This window comes from Candidatus Seongchinamella marina (assembly GCF_026262685.1).
In the GTDB taxonomy this organism is placed as follows: domain Bacteria; phylum Pseudomonadota; class Gammaproteobacteria; order Pseudomonadales; family Halieaceae; genus Halioglobus; species Halioglobus marinus.
Window position 1 is genome coordinate 224696 of sequence record NZ_SHNP01000003.1, and the last position, 22204, is coordinate 246899.

General features: G+C 54.2%; 19 protein-coding genes. 8 read left to right on the plus strand and 11 right to left on the minus strand.

Features of this window, described 5'->3' with window-relative positions; all coding sequences use genetic code 11:
- Window positions 1-31: 31 nt before the first annotated feature.
- Both EYC87_RS09450 and gshB read right to left on the minus strand, forming a co-directional pair.
- Window positions 32-859: an energy transducer TonB gene (locus tag EYC87_RS09450; RefSeq protein WP_279252649.1), complete on the minus strand. Its 828-nt coding sequence runs from the start codon at window positions 857-859 to the stop codon at window positions 32-34.
- 52 nt (window positions 860-911) lie between these two features.
- Window positions 912-1868 (minus strand): glutathione synthase, encoded by a 957-nt coding sequence (gene gshB / locus EYC87_RS09455; RefSeq protein WP_279252650.1) that lies wholly within the window; start codon window positions 1866-1868, stop codon window positions 912-914.
- A 134-nt stretch (window positions 1869-2002) separates the two neighbouring features.
- Here gshB and EYC87_RS09460 point away from each other — a divergent pair, with 134 nt between their 5' ends.
- Both EYC87_RS09460 and EYC87_RS09465 read left to right on the plus strand, forming a co-directional pair.
- Window positions 2003-3250: an alpha/beta hydrolase fold domain-containing protein gene (locus tag EYC87_RS09460; RefSeq protein ID WP_279252651.1), complete on the plus strand. Its 1248-nt coding sequence runs from the start codon at window positions 2003-2005 to the stop codon at window positions 3248-3250.
- A 12-nt stretch (window positions 3251-3262) separates the two neighbouring features.
- The gene (locus EYC87_RS09465; RefSeq protein WP_279252652.1) at window positions 3263-3898 is read left to right on the plus strand and encodes an NUDIX hydrolase; all 636 of its coding nucleotides are present in this window, start codon (window positions 3263-3265) and stop codon (window positions 3896-3898) included.
- 223 nt (window positions 3899-4121) lie between these two features.
- Here EYC87_RS09465 and EYC87_RS09470 read toward each other — a convergent pair whose 3' ends face one another.
- From EYC87_RS09470 to EYC87_RS09490, 5 genes are read right to left on the minus strand one after another with little or no spacing between them, the layout of a single operon-like run.
- Window positions 4122-4853, minus strand: a complete 732-nt coding sequence (locus EYC87_RS09470) for a 16S rRNA (uracil(1498)-N(3))-methyltransferase (RefSeq protein ID WP_279252653.1) — start codon at window positions 4851-4853, stop codon at window positions 4122-4124.
- A 12-nt stretch (window positions 4854-4865) separates the two neighbouring features.
- Window positions 4866-5699: a methylenetetrahydrofolate reductase [NAD(P)H] gene (gene metF / locus EYC87_RS09475; protein ID WP_279252654.1), complete on the minus strand. Its 834-nt coding sequence runs from the start codon at window positions 5697-5699 to the stop codon at window positions 4866-4868.
- A 9-nt stretch (window positions 5700-5708) separates the two neighbouring features.
- Complete coding sequence (gene ahcY / locus EYC87_RS09480; RefSeq protein ID WP_007229913.1) at window positions 5709-7100, minus strand: adenosylhomocysteinase; 1392 nt, start codon at window positions 7098-7100, stop codon at window positions 5709-5711.
- Between the two features lie 24 nt (window positions 7101-7124).
- Window positions 7125-8285, minus strand: coding sequence for a methionine adenosyltransferase (gene metK / locus EYC87_RS09485; protein ID WP_279252655.1), 1161 nt, complete (start codon window positions 8283-8285; stop codon window positions 7125-7127).
- A 16-nt stretch (window positions 8286-8301) separates the two neighbouring features.
- Complete coding sequence (locus tag EYC87_RS09490) at window positions 8302-9303, minus strand: ArsR/SmtB family transcription factor (protein ID WP_279252656.1); 1002 nt, start codon at window positions 9301-9303, stop codon at window positions 8302-8304.
- A 211-nt stretch (window positions 9304-9514) separates the two neighbouring features.
- Here EYC87_RS09490 and tkt point away from each other — a divergent pair, with 211 nt between their 5' ends.
- From tkt to EYC87_RS09515, 5 genes are read left to right on the plus strand one after another with little or no spacing between them, the layout of a single operon-like run.
- A complete protein-coding gene (gene tkt, locus EYC87_RS09495; RefSeq protein ID WP_279252657.1) occupies window positions 9515-11518 on the plus strand; it encodes a transketolase in 2004 nt (667 codons plus the stop codon).
- 13 nt (window positions 11519-11531) lie between these two features.
- On the plus strand, window positions 11532-12554 hold the full coding sequence (locus EYC87_RS09500; RefSeq protein WP_279252658.1) for a glyceraldehyde 3-phosphate dehydrogenase NAD-binding domain-containing protein: 1023 nt from the start codon (window positions 11532-11534) through the stop codon (window positions 12552-12554).
- On the plus strand, window positions 12555-13724 hold the full coding sequence (locus tag EYC87_RS09505; RefSeq protein WP_423243972.1) for a phosphoglycerate kinase: 1170 nt from the start codon (window positions 12555-12557) through the stop codon (window positions 13722-13724).
- 30 nt (window positions 13725-13754) lie between these two features.
- Window positions 13755-14819: a class II fructose-bisphosphate aldolase gene (fba, locus tag EYC87_RS09510; protein WP_279252659.1), complete on the plus strand. Its 1065-nt coding sequence runs from the start codon at window positions 13755-13757 to the stop codon at window positions 14817-14819.
- A 57-nt stretch (window positions 14820-14876) separates the two neighbouring features.
- On the plus strand, window positions 14877-15878 hold the full coding sequence (locus EYC87_RS09515; protein ID WP_279252660.1) for an alpha/beta hydrolase: 1002 nt from the start codon (window positions 14877-14879) through the stop codon (window positions 15876-15878).
- Here the strand turns inward: EYC87_RS09515 and EYC87_RS09520 are convergent.
- Window positions 15875-18124: a tetratricopeptide repeat protein gene (locus EYC87_RS09520; RefSeq protein WP_279252661.1), complete on the minus strand. Its 2250-nt coding sequence runs from the start codon at window positions 18122-18124 to the stop codon at window positions 15875-15877. The two genes, EYC87_RS09515 and EYC87_RS09520, sit on opposite strands and share 4 nt — an antisense overlap.
- Window positions 18125-18291: 167 nt before the next feature.
- Here EYC87_RS09520 and EYC87_RS09525 point away from each other — a divergent pair, with 167 nt between their 5' ends.
- A complete protein-coding gene (locus tag EYC87_RS09525) occupies window positions 18292-18993 on the plus strand; it encodes a GMP synthase (protein ID WP_007230009.1) in 702 nt (233 codons plus the stop codon).
- Between the two features lies 1 nt (window position 18994).
- On the opposite strand, the gene EYC87_RS09530 is transcribed toward EYC87_RS09525, so the two are convergent.
- The 3 genes from EYC87_RS09530 to EYC87_RS09540 are packed head-to-tail and all read right to left on the minus strand — an operon-like array spanning window position 18995 to window position 22199.
- Window positions 18995-19369, minus strand: coding sequence for an STAS domain-containing protein (locus EYC87_RS09530; protein WP_279252662.1), 375 nt, complete (start codon window positions 19367-19369; stop codon window positions 18995-18997).
- Between the two features lie 27 nt (window positions 19370-19396).
- Window positions 19397-21751, minus strand: coding sequence for a SpoIIE family protein phosphatase (locus EYC87_RS09535; RefSeq protein ID WP_279252663.1), 2355 nt, complete (start codon window positions 21749-21751; stop codon window positions 19397-19399).
- Between the two features lie 7 nt (window positions 21752-21758).
- Window positions 21759-22199 (minus strand): VOC family protein, encoded by a 441-nt coding sequence (locus EYC87_RS09540; protein ID WP_007229889.1) that lies wholly within the window; start codon window positions 22197-22199, stop codon window positions 21759-21761.
- Window positions 22200-22204 lie beyond the last annotated feature (5 nt).

Genomic DNA, 22204 nt, shown 5'->3' on the forward strand with positions numbered 1-22204 from the left:
ATTTAAACAGGGATTTTTTTAATCCCAAGCTTCAGTCTGAGCCTAGCTCATTTTCCTGAAATTGCCATGTCCGGATTATTTCAAGCTTGTCTGTGGTTGCTGCGAGCTCCGAGGGAAAGGGTGAATAGGGGGCCGCCAAACGTACAATTTTTATTGCCGCCTCATCCAGCACAGCATAGCCAGAAGATTTGAGGATCCGAATATCCTCAAGACTGCCGTCCTTGTGAATTACCACCAGTAATCGCAAGTCGCCATACAGTCCATAGCGCACAGACGCCTCGGGATAGTATTTGTTACCCACAGCCTCAAGGCGCTGTCGCCAATCTGCCAGATAGGCAGCGTCCACTGCTTGTTTTGCCGATACGGAAGTGAGTCGCCTTACCCGTGGGCGATTAACATAGGCCTGGGTTTGTTCGTCCAGCTCGGCTTCCAAAGACGCCAGTTGCTGATTGAGGCGATCCACCTCTGGATTGAGCCCCGGAGTGGCACTGCGACGCGTTTCTTCCTGTTCTTGTTGTGCGGTCACCTTTCGCGATGCTGCCGCTACTGTTGAAAGTAGTTCTCCGCTGGCCAACGCGTCGGCATCGACTTGCTGGGGTGCTGCCTGTTGCGGTGTCGGCGACTGCTGAGGGTATTCGTTATTGCGGGATGTGACGGCATCTACCTCGGCTTCCTGCCCCGATCCCTCCTGATTCTGCTGGGCGATGTGCTGTGCTTCATCGGGAGCCGCTTGGCTGGGCCTGGTGGCGAGAGTGACCTCGATTTGACGATTGTAGCGTGGGCTGGAGTCGCTGTTGAAAGAAACCGCAAAAGCCAAAACTACGTGGCAACACGCGGCAATCAGCACCGCATTGCGCATCCTTGTATGCTCTCCTTCAGTAGTCTCAAGGTAATACATTGGCGGTGGAAGTTTAGCTCCGTCTTTCTAGTTCCCCGACAATACAATCCATCAGATCACCGGCGATGTCCAGATCGTATCCGGCGTCAATTTCACGAATACAGGTGGGGCTGGTAACGTTTATTTCTGTGAGGTATTCCCCGATAACGTCCAGGCCGGCAAACAAGATCCCCCTTTCGCGCAAAAATGGAGCCACTTGCTCTGCAATCCATCGGTCCCTGTCCGTCAGGGGCTGAGCCCGGCCTGTTCCGCCTGCTGCCAGGTTCCCTCGAAGTTCTCCGGCCAGGGGAACTCGTGCCAGACAGTAGGGCACCGCTTCACCGTTGATCACGAGAATGCGTTTGTCACCGTCTACGATTTCCGGAATGTAGCGTTGGGCCATGATGGATTGCTGGCCGTATTCTGTCAGGGTTTCCAGTATCACACTGACGTTGGGATCGTCTTCCCTGGCTCTGAAGATGGCTGTACCGCCCATGCCATCAAGGGGCTTGAAGATGACGTCATTGTGCTCCTTGTGAAACTGCCTTAACCGCGCCATGTCGCGACTCACCAGCACTGGCGGACAGCACTGTGGGAATTGCGTGGCAAAAACCTTCTCGTTGCTGTCGCGCAGCCCCTGGCAGCGATTGACGATCAAGCTGCCTCTTCGTTCAGCATCTTCAAGTATGTAAGTAGAATAAATGTACTCATTGTCAAAGGGGGGGTCCTTGCGCATGAGTATGACATCGAGGTCAGCAAGCGAGCAGTCTTGGGGCGCCTTCAGGTCGTACCAGTTGTCCGGATTTTGAAATACGGTGAGCGGTGACATGCTGGCTCTGGCTTCACCATCTCTCAGATACAAGTCCTTTTGCTCCATATAAAATAGCTGCCAGTCTCGCGCCGTGGCTGCCCATAGCATCGCCAGTGTGGTGTCTTTCTTGTAGTTGATGTCAGCAATGGGGTCCATTACCACACCTAGCTTGATTGTCATAAAACGCTCCGGTTTGTCTGCGGCCTGCTAAGTTACGCAAAGCCAAAAATTAGCGCAAGCACGGTCAGCTAGTGAATTGATCGCTGCTACCCTAAACTAGGCCGGATTATTTGCAAATAGCGGAGGCTCCAAGAGTGAGCGGCTTTTATTTTTTTCTGGCGGTGGTATCCGCTATCGGTACTTATAGCGCGATTATTCAGGCCAGGCGTATTTACTGGATGGCCCCTTTTTATTTTTTGATCGCCTGGCTCAGCGGCGAATTAGCGCTAATTCACCTGCTCTGGCAATTGGGACTAACGGCTCTAATGGCTCTTTCAGGCATGCTGGACAGTTCGCTGGCCCAGGTGGGTCTGGGCCTTTTCGCCTTGTCCTGGATGGGTCAGGTGTACCTGCATGTGCAGGCCATGAATACTCAGCGCGTGATGCGCCAGGCGCTAAAGCGAGGCTTGGGTGAAGATTATCGCAGCACACTGCCCCAGCAGCGGCAGCGAGTGCTGGAAGATAGCGTTGACGCTGCTCATTGGATGAAACCTTTTGCCATGGTCCGCGAGGGTGTCCGTGTGCATTCACATATCGCCTATGCTGACGCAGGCAAGCGCAATCTGTTGGATATTTATCAGCCGCAGGAACCCCGAGAGGGTGGCTTTCCTGTGCTGCTACAAGTGCACGGTGGCGGCTGGATGATTGGAGAAAAAGAGCAGCAGGCTAAGCCATTGATGTTCCACCTGGCCCAAAGAGGTTGGTTATGTGTGGCAATTAACTACCGCTTGAGTCCCAATGCTGCGTTTCCCGCGCATATCGTCGACGTGAAAAAGTCTATAGCCTGGATACGGAACAATATTGCCGAATACGGGGGCGATCCGGATTTTATTGCCATCACTGGCGGCTCGGCTGGTGGGCACCTCAGTTCGCTGGCGGCGCTAACGCCTAACTATGCCCCATTCCAGCCTGAGTTTGAGGATGCCGATACCAGCATTCAGGCGGCAGTGCCTTTTTATGGCGTCTACGATTTCAAGGACCGTTTTGATATTCGTGGTGAAATGTCGATGGACAAAATGTTGGCCGACAAGGTCATGCAGTGTAGCCAGCAGGAAAATCCGGAGCTCTGGGATACGGGGTCTCCGCTTAGCCATGTCAGCGCAGAGGCGCCCCCGATGTTTGTTATTCACGGTACTCATGACTCCCTGGTTTGGGTTGAAGAGGCTCGTACCTTTGTTTCAGCGATGAATCAGGAATCTGAACAGGCGGTGGTGTATGGGGAATTACCCGGTGCTCAACATGCCTTCGAGGTGTTCCATTCTGTACGTACCGACCATACGGTGAATGCTGTTGCCGATTTTCTTGAGTGGACGCATGCTCGCTGGACGGAACAACAGGCCTGAGGGCTGGCACTGATGCAGGCCGTAAAAGCGTTTGTTCATGATCTGGAGTTGCGAAGGCAGCTCACACAGAACCTGTCTGAGCTCAAGGTAGAGACTCAACCCCTGGGCGACTTGAAACATGCGGCGGTTGTTCTGGCTGTCACCCGCTATCGCGACGAGGCCGCGATCATAGTGACACGACGTACTCACACATTGCGTTCGCATACTGGTCAGTGGGCGCTGCCCGGGGGCAGAATAGATTCCGGAGAGACGCCGGTTGAAGCCGCCTTGCGTGAAATGCGAGAAGAGATCAATTTGTCGTTGGATGCCAGCCAGATTGTCGGTACTCTCGATGACTACATTACTCGCTCGGGCTATCTCATTACACCGGTTGTGGTGTGGAACGATACCCGCTGGAGCAAACTGATTCCTAATCCGGATGAAGTGGCTACTATCTCTCCCTTTAGCTTTTCTGAACTCGCTCGAAACGACTCGCCACTGCTGTCAGATGTCGCCGGAGGTGATAGCCAGGTGCTTTCTATGCACTTTCAGGACGATGTTATTTTTGCGCCCACCGGAGCACTACTATTCCAGTTCAGGGAGGTCGCGCTGCGAGGTCTTTCTACGCGGGTGCTACACTTTGACCAGCCGAGATTTGCGTGGCAATGAGTACCATCCTCGATTAATAAAAAACCGCAGCAATTTTTACGAAGGCCTTTTTGCCAGCCGCCAATGCTGACCCTCCCAAACCGTTATGACACACTCGTTAGCCAGAGCGAATACGTTAAGCATGTTGATGTGGGCTGGATATTCGGTCACTACGCCCGCTTGGCGTTTTAGCGGGACAGTAACAAAAGAGGCGCAATCGATTTTGCGCAGCGGGTGAATCCGCTTATGGCGCCATGTCGCCCCACCTGGCCTGCAAAATTGAAAGAGCTGCTAGCGGTGCAGTTTCGGTCCTCAGCACACGGTCTCCAAGGCGCAGCGCGCGAAACGCTCGCTGCTCCGCCAAGTGGATTTCATCCGGGCTAAGGCCACCTTCCGGACCAATTAATAAATCAATACTGCGGGGAGGAGTGGATTGCGCCGATAAATTTTCTGCCCGATGATGCAACACCAGTTTCAGTTCGGCCCGGCTATCATTCAGCCACTTGGGCAACAGCGTCAGCTGATTGATGACGGGCAGGCGATTACGGCCGCACTGCTCGCAGGCGCTGATGGCTATTTGCTGCCAGTGCTGACGCTTTTTCTCGGCGCGATCAGCTTTTAACTTTACCTCAGTGCGCTCGGTGAGCAACGGTGAAACATGCGTTACGCCTAGCTCGGTGGCCTTCTGAATAACCCAGTCCATTCGCTCGCCGCGCGATATGGAAATACCCAGGTGGATGGCCAGCGGGGATTCCACCTCGATATCGTGATGTTGCCCTGTGAGTACAGAGACACACTTTTTGCCAACAGAGGTGATGGTAGCGGGGTATTCACCACCGCGACCATCGAAGAGTATTAATTGGCTCGCCTCCTGCATCCGCAGGGCGCGCGCGAGGTGTTGGCTGGGGCCGGGCTCCAGGTCGAAACTGGATTCGGCCTGCAGCACTTGCCCCGCATAGATACGGGGAATTCGCATGGCTCAATCTTACTACAGACCCAGGTTCTTGTAGATGGTGCTGGTGGGCTCCACCTGATTCATGGTGTAGAAATGAATACCTGGAGCACCCGAGTCGAGCAGCGTTTGACACAGTTGGGTGACAACCTCCAAACCGAATTTGCGGATGCTGTCCCTATCGTTGCCGTAGCTTTCCATGCGCTTGCAGATCCAGCGGGGAATTTCGGCACCGCAATTATGAGAGAAGCGGGCCAGGTTTTCGTAGTTGGTGATAGGCATGATGCCGGCATAAATCGGCTTATCGATTCCCGCTGCAGCGCATTGGTCCAAATAATAAAAGTAGGCCTCAACATTGTAAAAGTATTGGCTGATTGCACTGTTCGCGCCAGCATCCAGCTTGGTTTTCAGAAACTGGACGTCACTCTCATAGCTGTTGGATTCCGGATGAATCTCTGGATAGGCGGCCACTTCAATTTCAAAATGATCACCGCTGCGTTCGCGCACCAGCGCCACCAGTTCGCTGGCATGCACCAGTTGATTGGCTGTCCCCATACCTGACGGTATATCGCCCCGCAACGCTACGAGGCGCTTGATACCCAACGCTTTATAGGTATCCAGCAAATCGTTAACGGCGTCTTCGTCGTCTCCGCCGAAGCTGAGGTGGGGCGCCACATCGATGCCCGCCTCGCTCATGGCCGAGACAACACCCAGGGTTGCACCCCGGGTGGTGCCGCCAGCACCGTAGGTAATTGAGAAGAACTCCGGGTTGAGCTCGTTAAGGGCTGTCGTGGTCATATTGAGCAGCTTGTCCTTGCCAGCCTCGGTTTTAGGCGGGAAGTATTCAAAGCTGATTCTTGGCTTGGCCACTCTTGCTCCTTAGTATTTGTAGCTATCTGGTTTGAAGGGGCCGTCCACGCTAACGTTGATATAGTCGGCCTGCTCTGAAGTCAGCTTGGTTAATACCGCACCAAATCCGCCAATCATGTGAGCCGCTACTTCTTCGTCGAGCTTCTTGGGCAGCACTTCAACGCACAGGGCCGCCGGCTTCATTTCCGGCTCGAGGTTGGCAAATTTGCGCTCGTACAGGTAAATCTGCGCCAGAACCTGGTTGGCAAAAGAGCCGTCCATGATGCGTGAGGGGTGACCCGTGGCGTTGCCCAGGTTGACCAAACGGCCTTCTGACAAAAGGATCAAATGATCGTTGGTGGCCTGGTCACGATAAACTTTGTGCACCTGCGGCTTTACTTCTTCCCATTCCCAGTTACGACGCATGAAAGCGGTATCGATTTCATTATCGAAGTGGCCGATATTACATACCACAGCGCCCGGCTTCAGTGCTTTAAGCATGTACTCGTCGCAGACGTTGTAATTACCGGTAGTCGTTACCAGCAGATCCGTATTGCTGAGCAGGTCACTGTTGACGGACTCGTCATTACTCTTATTGACGCCATCGATGTAGGGGGACACCACTTCAAAGCCGTCCATACAAGCTTGCATTGCACAAATGGGATCGACTTCGGCAACCTTGACGATCATACCTTCCTGGTTCAGGGACTGGGCAGAGCCTTTGCCTACATCACCGTAGCCGATGACCAGGGCTTTTTTACCGGCCATTAGGTGGTCAGTGCCGCGCTTGATTGAATCGTTCAGGCTGTGACGACAGCCATATTTGTTGTCGTTCTTAGACTTGGTCACCGAGTCGTTAACGTTAACTGCGGGTACTTTCAGTGTGCCTGCTTCCAGCATTTCCTGCAGACGGTGGACGCCTGTGGTGGTCTCTTCAGTGATGCCATGAATGCTGTCCAGCATGCTGGGATATTTCTCATGCAGCATGCCCGTCAGGTCGCCACCGTCGTCCAGGATCATGTTGGCATTCCAGGGCTGACCGTCCTTGAGGATAGTTTGCTCAAGGCACCAGTCGTACTCTTCCTCGGTTTCGCCTTTCCATGCGAATACAGGAATGCCCTCAGCTGCGATGGCAGCGGCAGCGTGATCCTGGGTAGAGAAAATGTTGCATGATGACCAGCGCACTTCAGCGCCCAGTGCGATCAGGGTTTCAATAAGAACGCCAGTCTGGATGGTCATGTGAATGCAACCCAGGATTCTGGCGTTTGCCAGTGGCTTGCTCTCGCTGTATTTCGCGCGCATTGCCATCAGCGCTGGCATTTCACCCTCGGCGATATCCAGCTCGCGACGACCCCATTGGGCCAGAGAGATATCGGCTACCTTGTAGTCTTCAGTTGTTACTATCTGTTGTGCTGTGCTCATTGCAATAATCCTTTCAGTTCAGTTTTAAAGGGCCGCTTTCAGCGCCTCTGCTTTGTCAGTGTTTTCCCAGGTGAAGTCTGCGTCCTCTCGACCAAAGTGGCCGTAGGCAGCTGTTTTACGGTAGATCGGACGTTTCAGATCCAACATTTCGATGAGGCCACGGGGGCGCAGGTCAAAGTGTTCGCGAACCAGTTCACCGATCTTGTCGTCAGACAGTGCGCCTGTGCCGAAAGTGTCGATGGATATCGAAGTAGGTTCAGCTACGCCAATGGCGTAGGAAATCTGGATTTCGCAGCGGTCTGCGAGGCCAGCGGCTACGATATTCTTGGCGACATAACGACCCGCGTATGCCGCGGAGCGGTCAACCTTGGAGGGGTCCTTGCCGGAAAATGCACCACCACCGTGACGGGCCATGCCGCCGTAGGTGTCTACAATAATCTTGCGGCCAGTAAGACCACAGTCACCAACCGGCCCACCGATGATGAACTGACCCGTGGGGTTAATGTGGTACTGAGTGTTGGCATGTAGCCATTCTGTGGGCAAGGTTTCCTTGACGATCAGGTCCATGACCGCCTCGTGAATATCGGACTGGGCAATGTCGGGGTCGTGCTGGGTGGACAAGACCACGGCGTCGATGGCCACTGGTTTACCATTTTCGTAGCGCAGGGTGACCTGGCTCTTTGCGTCGGGACGCAGCCATGGCAGGGTGCCGTGCTTGCGAAGTTCAGCCTGTTTTTCCACCAGGCGATGGGAGTAGTAGATGGGGGCAGGCATCAGTACATCGGTTTCGTTGGTTGCGTAGCCGAACATCAGGCCCTGGTCGCCCGCACCCTGCTCAAGGTGGGCACCTTCGCCTTCGTTAACACCCATGGCGATATCGTGTGATTGTTTACCAATGGCGTTAAGAACAGCACAGGAAGCGCCGTCAAAGCCGACGTCAGAACTGTTGTAACCAATCTCGAGGATGACATTGCGGACAACTTCTTCCAGGTCCACATAAGTGGACGTGGTGACTTCGCCAGCTATCACGGCCATACCGGTTTTAACCATGGTCTCGACTGCAACCCGGGCATCCTTGTCATCCTTGATGATTGCATCAAGGATGGCGTCGGAAATTTGGTCGGCCATTTTGTCTGGGTGCCCTTCGGATACCGACTCCGAGGTAAAAATCGCATATTCACTCATGCTTTGGTTCCTTTATTTATGGGCGGCCGAAAAGGCGCACCTGTACTTGAAATCCGTTACGTTGCGCCAGATATACGCTGGCAATGTCTTTGAGTTCGGCCTCAGTGGCCCACTCGGTCAATTCTCCAGGGTCAAAGCCCAGCCACAAATCACCGCAGCTCTCTCGTGCCCAGCCCTGGTCGTGGTGACAAAGGTCGGTGACCAGTACCACCCCGCCGGGAGCGAGACTCGCGGCTGCATCCTTGAGGATCTGGCCGGGGTCGGGGGTGTGATGCAAAACCATGTTGATAACGACACAATCGGCTGAAAGCCGCGATAGAGCGGGGCTGCCGGTATCCCCGTGAATAAATTCGATATTACTGAGCTTCGCCTTGTTGACCCTGGCCTGGGCCTGCTCAAGCATGGCGGCCTCAATATCCACAGCGACCACCCGCTCGAAGCGGGGAGCGAGCTCCATCAGGAAGCTGCCGTCGCCGGGCCCGACTTCCAGTGCCAACAAGCGTTGGGCGATAGGAGCATCGCGCAATACTTCGGCTACGGTGCCTGCATACTGCTCATAGCTGGCGATCAGGTCCTGCTGCTGGCGAAATTTGTCAGCGTTGTGGCGAAAAAATGCGCGAGAGTTTTCAACTCTTTGTCGGTACAGCACCTGCAATGCGCGCTCGATTTCAACGGGTAATTCGATCTGGTCTGCAGCGTCGAGCAGGGCGCTTTGCAAGGGTTCAAGCTCTGGTTTTTGGCACAGCTGAGACCGGCGGTAGAAGATTGAATTGCCTTCCCGACGAGTAGCGACCAGTGATGCTCCGGCCAGCACTTTCAGGTGATGGCTGAGCGCTGGCTGGCGGATCTCAAAAATAGAACATAGCTCCGAGACACCAAAAGAATCCTCCCGCAAAACGCGCAGTATCTGCAAGCGTAGTGGATCAGCGCTTGCCTTACAGAAACTCGCTAGCTCGGCGGCCAGCAACTCCTGATCGGCTTGCGCAGTGGAACTTGAGGTTTGTGTAGCAGTTAACATAGCGGCGCAGTCTAGCAGGAGAGTTAATCTATATCAAAATATTTTGATATAGATTTTAGGGGGGGTTGCTGCCCTGTACGCTTGGCTGTGCTTTAGAGGAGCATAAGGGCGTCAGAGCGACAATTTTCCCTTTGATTTGATTGCTGTTAGCGCCCTGTTACGCGAAAATAATGTCCCGTTTTTAACCAGCTCCCTCATTTTGGAGATAAGCATGTCGTCCAACCGTACTGAACTCGCCAATGCCATCCGTGCCCTGAGCATGGATGCGGTCCAGAAAGCCAATTCTGGCCACCCCGGAGCGCCTATGGGCATGGCGGACATCGCCGAGGTTCTCTGGAATGACTATCTCCAACACAATCCTGGCAACCCCCAGTGGCCTAACCGAGATCGTTTTGTGCTCTCCAATGGCCATGGCTCCATGTTGATCTATTCCCTGTTGCACCTGACGGGCTATGACTTGCCCATCGAAGAGCTGCAAAATTTTCGCCAGCTTCATAGCAAGACCCCGGGTCACCCAGAGTACGGCTATACCCCGGGTATTGAGACCACCACGGGCCCATTGGGGCAAGGTGTCAGTAACGCGGTCGGTATGGCGATTGCCGAAAAAGTACTGGCTGACCAATTTAACCGAGATGGTCACCAGGTCGTGGATCACTTTACCTATACGTTCCTCGGCGATGGTTGTCTGATGGAGGGCATTTCACACGAGGTATGCTCTTTGGCCGGTACTCTGGGTCTGGGCAAGTTGGTTGCCTTTTACGACGACAACGGCATTTCTATCGATGGTGAAATTGAAGGCTGGTTTACTGATGACACACCCACCCGCTTTGCAAGCTATGGCTGGCAGGTCATTAATGATGTAAATGGCCATAGTTCTTCGGAGATCAAGGCCGCTATTGAAGCAGCTCGTCATGAAACCGCAAAACCCACTCTGATCTGTTGCAAAACAGTGATTGGTAAAGGCTCGCCCGGCAAGCAGGGCTCTGAATCCTGTCACGGTGCTCCGCTAGGTGGCGATGAGGTAGCGGCAACTCGCGTCGCATTGGCATGGCCGCACGACCCCTTTGTGATACCAGAGGATGTTTATGCCGGCTGGAATGCATGCGAAAAGGGTTTAGCAGCCGAGCAGGCCTGGAATGAATCGATGGTGGCCTATGCCGGGGCTCACCCTGAGCTCGCTGACGAACTCAAGCGCCGTTTGGCGGGAGAACTGCCAGCGGACTTCAGTGACAAAGCGCAGGCATACATTGCCCAATGCCAGGCAGAGGGTGAAAGCGTGGCCTCCCGCAAGGCTTCCCAGAACTGCCTTAATGCCTATGGTCCTTTGCTGCCTGAATTGCTGGGCGGGTCTGCTGATCTGGCTGGCTCCAACTTAACCATTTGGTCTGGTTCCAAGGGCGTAACCAAAGACGATGCCAGCGGTAACTACCTCTACTACGGTGTGCGCGAATTTGGCATGGCTGCCATTATGAATGGCATCGCTCTGCACGGAGGGTTCATCAACTACGGAGCGACATTCCTGGTCTTCATGGAATACATGCGCAACGCCGTGCGCATGTCGGCCTTGATGAAAAAGCAGTCCATTTTTGTATTTACACATGACTCTATTGGTTTGGGTGAAGATGGTCCCACCCATCAACCGGTAGAACAGGTGGCTTCCTTGCGAACTACACCTAACATGAATACCTGGCGCCCCTGCGACAGTGTGGAATCGGCAGTGGCCTGGAAGGCGGCCATTGAGCGACGTGATGGCCCCAGTTCGCTGGTATTTTCCCGTCAGGGCCTGCCCCATCAGGATCGTGATTCCAAGCAGTTGGCTGACGTTGCTCGCGGCGGCTATATCCTTAAGGCCTGCGGCAGTCTACCCGATGCCATTATTATCGCGACAGGATCTGAAGTCAGCCTGGCAATGGCGGCGGCAGAGCGACTGGAAGAGTCAGGGAAGCAGGTTCGCGTGGTTTCCATGCCCTGCACTGAGATATTTGATGCCCAGGATGCAGCCTATCGCGAGGCGGTGTTGCCATCGGATGTGTTCGCACGGGTTGCCGTGGAGGCTCTGCACGCGGACTACTGGTACAAGTACGTCGGCCTGGACGGGCGTATTATTGGTATGACCAGCTTTGGCGAATCGGCTCCCGCAGGCGAATTATTCAAGGAGTTCGGCTTTACGGTGGACAATGTTGTAGCCGCTGTTGAAGACGTGTTGATCGACTGAACTGGATTCGGCTTTGATTCGACTGGCGATTAATGGCTACGGCAGAATAGGCCGCAGCGTTTTGCGGGCTTTGCAAGAGAGCCCGTTGCAGTCGTGTATGCAGGTAGTCGCCATTAATGAATTGGCCGACGCCAATACTGTCTTGCACTTGACCCGTTATGATTCCACACATGGGCGTTTTCCTGGCACATTGCAGGGAAATGAGCGGGAGCTGTTAATTGGTGAGCAGTCCATTCGTTTGTTGCGCAGCGCAGCAATCAATGGTTTGCCATGGGCCGAACTCGGGATCGATATGGTACTGGAGTGCACGGGTGCTTTCACTGACCGGGCGACCGCGGAGCAACACCTGCAACAGGGAGCGAGTAAAGTATTGTTCTCGCAGCCAGCTCAGGCAGATGTAGATGCTACCGTCGTATATGGCATCAACGAGGGAGATTTGCGAGCGTCTCACCGTGTCGTTTCGGCAGGTTCCTGCACCACCAATGGCATTGTGCCTGTCATTCAGGCGCTGACCGATGCCGTGGGAATTGAAAGCGGCACGATCACCACCATCCACTCGGCGATGAACGACCAGCCTGTTCTGGACGCCTATCATCACACTGATTTACGCAAAACACGCGCAGCCTCCCAGTCCATTATTCCCGTTGATACTGGACTGGCGCGGGGTGTGGAGCGTGTTTTGCCTGCGATGAAGGGCCGCTTTAGTGCGCAGGCGTTGCGAGTGCCCACGCTCAATGTCTCTGCCATGGATCTGACCATACAAACCCGGACCGACACGGATGTTGCAACTATCAATCATGCTCTGAATGAGGCAGCGCGAACCCGCTTTTCAGGCGTGCTGGGCTATACCGAAGAACTCCTGGCGTCTTGTGACTTCAACCATGACCTGCGTTCAAGCATCATCGATGCCAGCCAGACACGAGTGAGTGGTGCCCGCCTTGTTAAAGTGCTGACTTGGTTCGACAACGAATGGGCCTACGCTAACCGCATGCTGGATGTGGCGAATCACTGGACACGATTAAAGGAGACTAACTGAATGTCCTTGAAGGTAAAATTAATGCAGGACATGGAGTTGAAGGGTAAGCGGGTGCTGATCCGCGAAGACCTGAATGTACCCATCAAGGACGGAGCAGTAACATCAGATGCCCGCATCCGGGCTGCGTTGCCTACCATATTAGCGGCCAGGGAGGCCGGGGCAAAAGTGATATTGATGTCCCACCTCGGACGACCGACTGAGGGGGAGTTCGATACTGCGTTTTCCATGGCACCGGTCGCTGAGCACCTCAGTGGATTATTGGATCAAAAGGTTTTTCTGGTTGAGGACTGGAGGCTGGGAGTGGAGCTCAATGATGGAGACGTCGCTTTGCTGGAGAACGTGCGCTTCAATTCAGGAGAGAAAAAAGACGACGAAACCCTGGCCAAGGCTTATGCCGGCTTGTGTGAGATATTTGTGATGGACGCGTTTGGAACAGCGCATCGTGCCCAGGCGTCTACCCACGGAGTCGCCAAGTTTGCGCCGGTGGCCTGTGCCGGACCGCTGCTCGCCGGAGAGTTGAGCGCGCTGGAAAAAGCCCTGGCTGAGCCAGCACGCCCGATGGTGGCTATCGTCGGCGGCTCCAAGGTTTCGACCAAGTTAACCGTTCTCGAAACCCTGTCAGATAAAGTTGATCAACTGGTTGTGGGCGGCGGTATCGCCAATACTTTTCTCGCCGCTGCAGGCAAGCCGGTAGGTAAGTCACTCTGCGAGCACGACCTGATTCCCGCCGCAAAGTCGCTTATGGAAAAAACCAGCATCCCGCTGCCAGTCGATGTGGTCACAGGTAAAGAATTTTCGGAATCTACCGAGGCCGAACACAAATTGGCTGATCAGGTGGTTGAGGACGATATGATCTTCGATATCGGTCCGGAAGCTGCCGAGGACATTGCCACGATTCTCAAAGATGCGGGAACGATTCTTTGGAACGGTCCTGTCGGTGTGTTTGAGTTCGATCAATTTGGGGGAGGCACTGAAGCATTGTCGTTGGCCATTGCCGAGTCCGAGGCCTTTTCGCTTGCTGGCGGTGGTGACACCCTGGCGGCGATAGACAAGTACGACATTGCCGACAATATTTCATACATTTCCACCGGTGGCGGGGCTTTCCTGGAATACGTGGAGGGTAAGACTCTTCCCGCGGTTGCCGTGCTTGAAGCGCGCGCAGCCGACTGACATACAACAAAATCGCAGAGGTAACACACAATGGCATTAATCAGCTTACGCCAGTTGCTGGACCACGCCGCCGAGCATGACTACGGCGTGCCGGCTTTTAACGTTAATAATCTCGAGCAGACCCGCGCTATTATGGAGGCGGCAGACCAAACTAATTCTCCTGTCATCATGCAGGCCAGCGCCGGTGCTCGAAAGTATGCTGGAGCGCCTTTTCTGCGCGCTATGATGGAAGCTGCAATGAATGAGTTTCCCCACATCCCTGTGGTTGTGCATCAGGATCACGGCACCTCAGCTGCCGTTTGTCAGCGTTCTATCCAACTCGGTTTTTCCTCAGTGATGATGGATGGTTCTCTGGGCGAAGATGGTAAAACGCCAATGGATTACGATTACAACGTGGCTGTGACTCGCCAGGCAGTAGAATTGGCACATGCCTGTGGCGTTTCAGTCGAGGGCGAACTGGGTTGTCTGGGCTCGCTTGAAACCGGTGAGGCCGGCGAGGAGGATGGTATCGGTGCAGCAGGTAAGCTAACCCACGACCAAATGCTCACTGACCCGGAAGAAGCTGCTGAATTTGTAAAAGCCACCAACGTAGATGCCCTGGCGATTGCCTGTGGCACCAGTCACGGAGCTTACAAATTTACCCGTCCTCCCACCGGCGACATTCTGGCTATTGATCGCATCAGGGAGATCAACGCCCGTATTCCCAACACCCATCTGGTAATGCACGGCTCTTCGTCTGTACCGCAGGACTGGCTGGCAGTGATTAATGAGTTTGGTGGCAATATTCCTGAGACCTATGGCGTACCTCTTGAACAAATTCAGGAAGGCATTCGCCACGGTGTGCGCAAGGTCAATATCGATACTGACCTGAGGCTGGCTTCTACGGGAGCCGTGCGCCGTTTTCTTGCTGAAAACCCGGCTGAATTTGATCCCAGAAAATTTCTTGCCAGAACCACCGATGCCATGCGCGACATATGTATTGAACGCTATGAAGCGTTCAATACATCGGGCAATGCGGACAAGATTCGGGTAAAAAACCTGGACACCATGCATATGCTTTACGATGCGGGCGAGTTAACGCCGAAAGTGAACTAGGCCGCTGGTGGTGGGCATGCGTCCAAACACTGTCTTGTTGGTGCGGGCCTAGGGACAATGACTGAAGGTAAGTCTTTGGGTTCCGAAGCTCCATTTGCGAAACCTCAGGCGGACGCGGGGCGGGGCAATGGCCCAACACTTGCTGAGCTGAGCCTTTTGAGGGATACCCTGCCAGCTTTTGCAGCCAGCACGGAGCAATCTTTCGAGCTCAACGAATACCTAAGATTTTATCAGCTGGATTTCTCAAAGAGGTACCCCGAGGCTGAGTATCACGCCGGTTTTAATTCATCGGGCGTTTTTCAGTTGATGACCCAGCGTTGGATATTGTCTGATGCCAGGGCCAATCTGGTACTCATTCATGGCTATTTCGACCATGCCGGGATCTATGACAAGCTGATTGCATACGGTCTTTCGCGGGGCTGCAATGTGTTGATCTTCGATCTTCCCGGGCACGGGCTATCATCCGGCGAACCTGCGGAAATTGATGACTTTTCAGATTACGGTAAGGCTATTGCAGCGGTAATTAGCGGTGCGGACCTGCCCCCGTTGCCCACTTTTGGATTGGGGCAAAGCACCGGCTGTGCCGCATTGATCGAACTTGCGAGACACGGGCCCTGGCCTTTCTCAAAGACTGCTTTGCTCGCGCCCTTGGTTCGGCCTGCTGGCTGGACCGGCGTTAGTCTCGGGCATACCTTGCTGCATCGTTTCACCGATAGCCTTAAACGCAAGTTTAATAAAAACTCATCCGATCTTGGCTTTCTGGACTTTTTGCGTGCGGATCCTTTGCAATCGCACCGAGTGTCTCTGATTTGGATTGGCGCATTAAAGCGGTGGCTCAAATCGTTGCCTGTCAAAAACCTTGGCGTGGGTCCTGCATTGGTGATTCAGGGGCGCGAGGATGGCACTGTCGCTTGGCGCTATAATATGAAGGCAATAGCCCGGTTATTTCCAGATTCCAAAATCCACTACCTTGATGAGGCCGGGCATCAACTCGCCAATGAATCTCCCGCTATCAGAGAGCGCTATTACGCGATCCTCGACGATTACTTTTTCGACTAGTCGTTCGGCAGGTTACTGAGCAATTGCTGATAATTGGTGTTGCGTGGAGCCAACTGCACCAGCTGTTGAGCGTAAGCCCGCGCCTTCGCGTAGTCGCCTAGCTCGGCGCTGTAATTAGCGAGCGCGAGGAGGATCTGCTCGTCGCTGGGAAACTTGCGATTGAGTTTGTTGAGTTCAGTCACCGCCTGCCTTGGGTTGCCAAGGTCGTGCAGCGCGATGGCATAGACGAAGCGATGCCGGGTGCCCAGCGTTTCTAGAGCTGCCGCCTGGGCCAGATAATCCAAGGCCTTTTTCGAGTCGCCCGAGCGCGTTTCCAGCAAGCCCAGGGCATGGATGGTATTGCCATTGTCGGGTGCCACAGCAAGGGCCTCGAGCAAAAACTTCCGGGCTTCTTCCTCTCGATTTTGCGCGCGTAACAAATCAGCCAGGTTTAAATAGGCCGCGACCAACTGCGGGTTAATCTCTATCGCCTCTTTGTAGGCTCGCTCTGCAGAAGGAGCATCACCACGATTGGAATAAAACAAGGCTAATTGCGAGAGCACGCCGGGCATATCCGAGTGTTGTTCATACACGGTGACATATTCTTTGAACAGCGTGCGCAGCCGGTTAGCCTCCTGTGCCTTTATCTGATCCAGAGGCACGCCTGCAAGGGCCTGTGCGACCTCCATCCTTACAGCGAGAACCGGGTCGTTTAACAACGGCGTTAGTAGCTGAAAGCGTTGTGGCAATGACAAAAACTGCAGTGAGCGTACGGTACTGGCGCGAATGATACTGTCATCATCATAAAGTAGGGCGGCCATTGTCTGGGTCGCCTCACGGCCTCCAGCCTGGCCCAGGGCTTCCATGGCGGTTGCGCGCCAGATGGGCGGCGCATTAGTGTCATTAGCCAGGGCGGCCAGAGAAGGCACAGCGCGTGCATCACCCTGATCGACGGCGGCAAAGCTGCGGGCCAGGTGGTTGCCAGTGTCACGAAAATTAACGCCCTGTTTACGTAAGGCATCCAGTGACCACGAGGCATCTTTATCCGTATGGCATTGGTTGCAGGCATTGGGTGTGCCCATAACCACGGACAAATCCGGGCGGGGTATGCGCATACTGTGATCACGGCGACGGTCTACACCCATGTATGTGCTTTCGGGCATATGACAGTTGGCGCAGCTTGCCCCCGTGCTGTTAACCGGATGAAAGTGGTGGTCCGGAGTGTCATAGGTGGAAGCCTTGTGGCATTGGGCGCACACACCATTGCCTGTGGCCCTCAAGGCATTGCTATGTGGCTCATGGCAATTGGAGCAAACGACGCCTGCCTGGTGCATTTTGCTTTGCACGAAGGAACCGTAAACATAGACCTCATCAAGAATCTGGCCATCGTAGTGATAAAGCGGCGATTGAAGCATGGACAGGCGATGAGTATCGAGCAGGTCGGCGCCATAGTGGTAATCGCCTAGCGTGCCTCGGCGGCTGTGGCAGCGACCGCAGGCATCAATTTGGGCGCGAGACTGGAGGGGCTCGGTGCGGCGGGCAATTGACTCGCCTGGCGGAAAAATCCAGTCTCCGCGCTGGGCAAAGTCAGTCGCAAATCCACCGCCTGGCACACCCGCCAGTTGTTCGGTCGCTGCGAGCTCAAGGTGTTTACCGCCGGGCCCATGGCAAGCTTCACAGCCAACGTCGATTTCCGCGTACTGAGTATCGAAGCTTCGAGACTCTCGATTATAATTCTTCTGCAGGTCTGTGCTGTGACATTCTGCGCAGCGCGTATTCCAGTTCTGGTAGGGGCCAGTCCAATGGAGTGGGTCCTTAAAGTCTATCGGTTCGTTCGGGTATAGGTGATACCAGCGCTGACCGCCTTCACTGGCCGGCCGCGCATCCCAGGCAATGGTCAGTGACTGCAGGCGACCGCGCGACAAGGGAAGCAGATATTGTTGAAGTGGGTACACGCCGAAGACATAGGCCACCTCAAAGTCTGTTAGCTTCCCGTCCTCGCCATCGGTGCGCACCATGTACTTGTCACCGTCTTGGTAGAAGCGTGAGGTAACACCGTTGTAGGTAAATTCGGCATTGTTAAAGTCGGCCAGCACGGTGTCCGGTCCGGGCAGCTGCATGGCCAGGTCATGGTGCGATCCCTGCCAGTTGCGATGCTCGTCGGCATGACAGTCCTGGCAACTGGCAGAGCCAGTAAAGGTGTTTCCAGCCGCGAAGCTGGAAGCGCCGGTTAAACACAGCGCCAGGAGCAGGAGTCGGATCAACAAAGTATTCGGCCTTACGTGGATGCAGGGCCACACATTAACTCAAGCGAGCATTCAGCCCAAGTCCGGGGCGCTATAACCTGCCCAATGGTGGTATGGACAGCTTGCCGACAGCTTTCTATGATGCGGCTTTGCTAGCTACTTCTGGCATCAGCTGATCAAGGTGTGTGATGAAACTTGGAATTTTAAAGACTGACGCGGTGCGCCCGGAATGGGCTTCGAACTTTGGGGAATACCCGGACATGTTTACCGCACTATTGGGGCGCGTTGATTCCAGCCTTGAATTCGTTACCTATGACGTGGAGGAGGGGGAATACCCGGGCGACGTCGATGAGGTCGATGCCTACCTTATCACCGGAAGCAAGTCCTCGGTTTACGACGATAAACCCTGGATTGCAACGCTGATGGACTTTGTTCGCACGCTGGACGCCCGCAAGAAAAAAGTCGTGGGCATTTGTTTTGGACATCAAATTGTTGCCCATGCCCTGGGTGGTAAGACTGCGAAGTCTTCTAAAGGTTGGGGGGTTGGGCGCCATACGCATCGATTTGATGCGATACCAGCCTGGCATGATGGAGGTGAGTCCGATTTTGATATTCTGGTCAGTCATCAGGACCAGATTGTGGAAAATGCGAACGGCGCCACCGTACTGGCAAGCAGCGACTTTTGCGAGAATGCGGTGGTTCAGTTAGAAGACCACATCCTGACTTTTCAGGGTCACCCGGAGTTTGTCTCCGGATATTCCCGGGAAATTATGGAGCTTAGGCGCGAGGCGATCGGCGAGAGCGTCTATGCCAATGGCGTCGCCTCACTGTCAAAGGAGGCTGAAGGCGACCGTGTCGCTCGCTGGATCGTGAGTTTTCTGAGGGGCTGAGCTATTCGCCTTTGGCTTTGCGCTGCATAGTGTCGAGGTAGTCGTCTAACTCCTGATCGTTGGAGAACACTGCCATATCGGGTAACGCCTTCAAAATTTCAAAAACCTTGTCGATATGGGGCTTGCGATTGGCTGCGGCCAGTTTGCGACCGCTGCTTTTAGTCTGCTTTGCCGCTTTAAAAATTACTCGCAGGCCTGCCGAGCTGATGTAATCCAGGTCTTTCATATCCAGTACAGTAAGCTCATGCCCTGCGGCAACAACGTCTTGCAGGCGCAGCTCGAAGGCCGGCGCAGTGTCGGTGTTGAGTGCTCCAGCCAAAGCAACCCTGGCGACAGAGTTCTCTTCATCAATGGCGACGGTGGTGGTCAGGTCCATGGTGTTACTGCCTCTATTATTTGGTGTTTAAGCAGGGGGCTCTGTGCCGCTTCCTGTTATACCCTTTTCCACCCGGAGGATATTGTAGCCATTCTCCCGACGGTAGCTCTGTCGATCCGTAAGCTGGATGATTAAGTGTACACCAAGCCCGCCGATCTCTGCAGAGTCGATATCGGCTCCCAATTCTGATCGATGACCGTCCTCGAACGGATTAAAGGGTTTGCCCTGATCGCGAGCCTCCAGCGCTAACGAGCCTGCTGTTACCGTCACCGTTAACCCCAGCAGTTCACCCGCCTCAAGCCCGGCATATTTTTGTACATTGGTAACTATTTCTTCAGCGACAAGATCGAATTCCATTATCGACTCTGGAGCCACTTTCCATTGTTCGAGCGTAGCTTCCAGCCAGGCCTGCACGCGCCCCGTGAGCCCTGTCCCAAGTTGAAAACTCTGATTCTCAATTTGCTTAGTCGTCGAGGGATACTGAAGCAACAGCAGGGTAATATCGTCGGATTGCGGAAGGTCACCCGTGTGCATGTCTACCGAATTGAAAAGTAGCAACCCCGCCTCTTTTACAGGCAGTTCGCCACAGGCCTGTAGTTCGCGATTGAAGCGGTCGACGCCGTACATTTCTTTTTTATCGTTGAATGCCTCATCAATGCCATCGGTATAAACGGCCAACCGATCGCCTTTCAATAATTGCAAAACGTTAATGGGGTAGACCTGATCCTCTGCCAGGCCCAGCGCGGGACCTGTTTCCTGGGCAACTGTCACCACTTCGCTAGCGCGTAATAAACTCGGGGCCGTATGACCGGCGCTGGCAAATCGCATTTGGCCACTGCTAATGTTGAGTACGCCCAAAAACAGAGTCACAAACATGCAGCTGTGATTGTCGCGTTCCAGGGCATTATTGAGTTCAGCCATTGCCTTGTCTGGCGGAGTAGCAGTGCCGGCAAGTTGCTGGATGAGGCTTATTGCGCGAGCCATAAACAAGGCTGCCGGAACCCCCTTGTCAGAGACATCTCCAACGGCAACAAAAAGATGAGTGTCACTTTGAAAATAAGTGTAGAGATCACCGCCGACTGTTTTCGCGGGCCTTACTTTTGCCCACAGATCAATACCATTTTGTTGCCAGAGGGCCTCGCCGGAGCCTGGAAGCATGGACATCTGTATATCTCGTGCGGCGGTTAGCTCGCCTTCCAGTCGGCTGCGGTTCGCGGTCGCTGTTTCAAGGTCACCGATATAGGCTTTGAGGTCCTTGTTCATGCTGTTGAAAGAACGTACAAGTCGAGAAACTTCATCCTTGCCCCCGGCCTGCGGCAGGGCTACGTCCATTTCGCCTCTGGCCATATGCTCGGTGGCGATACTGAGTTGCTGAAGGGGTCGGGTGAGGCGAGAGATTAGCAGGTAGACCGTTATCGCCATTAACAGCAAGGTTACCGCACCCAGAATGAAGGTCTTTACCTGATACTGATGCAGGGGAGAAAGGACTTCTTGCTGGTTGTATACGAGCCCGATGGGCCACCCTGTGGTCTTCAGGCGGCCCAGGCGAATGGTGCAATGACCCTCAGACTCAGGACACGGAAAGTCATAGGTGCTGGGTTCCCCGCGCAGGGCCTGACTGAACATTTGGTGCCAACGGTCGAGGTCAACGCCCCGGTATGAAATTTCTGAGTAATGTTTCATCACCCTGGACTGACTGCGTGTGTTCATCATCAGCCCCTCTTTGCTGAACAGCAGGCTATAGCTGCTTTCACCCAGGTGGAGTTGCCCTGCAACACGCTGCAAATCAGTGAGTGCAACGTCAGCAGTAACGACAGCATAAGCAACTCGATTGCCCTTATCGTCGATACGATAAACAGGGACCGCAAAGGTAGTCATGCTCACTTCGCCACCACCGGTGTCAAAGTAAGGCTCTGTCCACAGCGCTTTGCCTGCGGCGATCGGGGTTGAGTACCAGGGTTGCTTTTGGTAATCGGCACTGGCGCCCGCGAGGTCAGCATAGCTGACAGTTCCGTTGTCAACGTAGTAGTAGGGGGCAAAGCCTTTGGCGTCTTCGGTAAATTTAGGATTAACGGCAATAGCAGCGCCAAAAATTTCGTCGTTATTGACTACTACGTCGCGCAGCATCTGCTGCAATCCCTCATGGCTGTACTCCTGTTGCTCCAGGATACGACCTAACAATCCAGTAGTGGCTTCAATACCGTTGAGCCAATTTTCCATGTCGCTGACGGCTACGCCGATTTCCACCAATGCCTCCTCATTCAGCCGGGTGAGTATCTCCTGGCGAGACAGCCGATAGTCCAGCAGCATGCCGCCGCCCATGATTACCGCTAACGCCAGAGTCAGCAGAACAATCAGTCGCGTCGTGATGCTATTTTTCATTGCTGGATCACCAGCTACCAATATTCTCCATGGATGCCCAGGGTTCTTGGGCGGGCAAAGACTCGCCTTCCTGTAATAGCTCGATAGAAATACCATCCGGTGAGCGTACAAAGGCCATGTGGCCGTCCCGCGGTGGTCGATTAATGACTACGCCTTTGTCCAGCAGGCGTTGGCAAGTGTCATAGATGTTATCCACCCGGTAAGCCAGGTGTCCGAAATTGCGGCCGCCGGAGTAGGTTTCTTCATCCCAGTTCCAAGTAATTTCGACACAGGGGCTGGCATCTTTTTCGGCGGTCCCCAGATCGCCGGGTGCAGCGAGAAAAACCAGGGTGAAGCGCCCGGCATCACTGTCGTAGCGGTTGACTTCGACTAGCCCAAGCTTGTCACAGTAAAAGTCCATGGTTTCGTCCAGGTTACGTGCGCGTACCATGGTGTGCAGGTATTTCATATTCG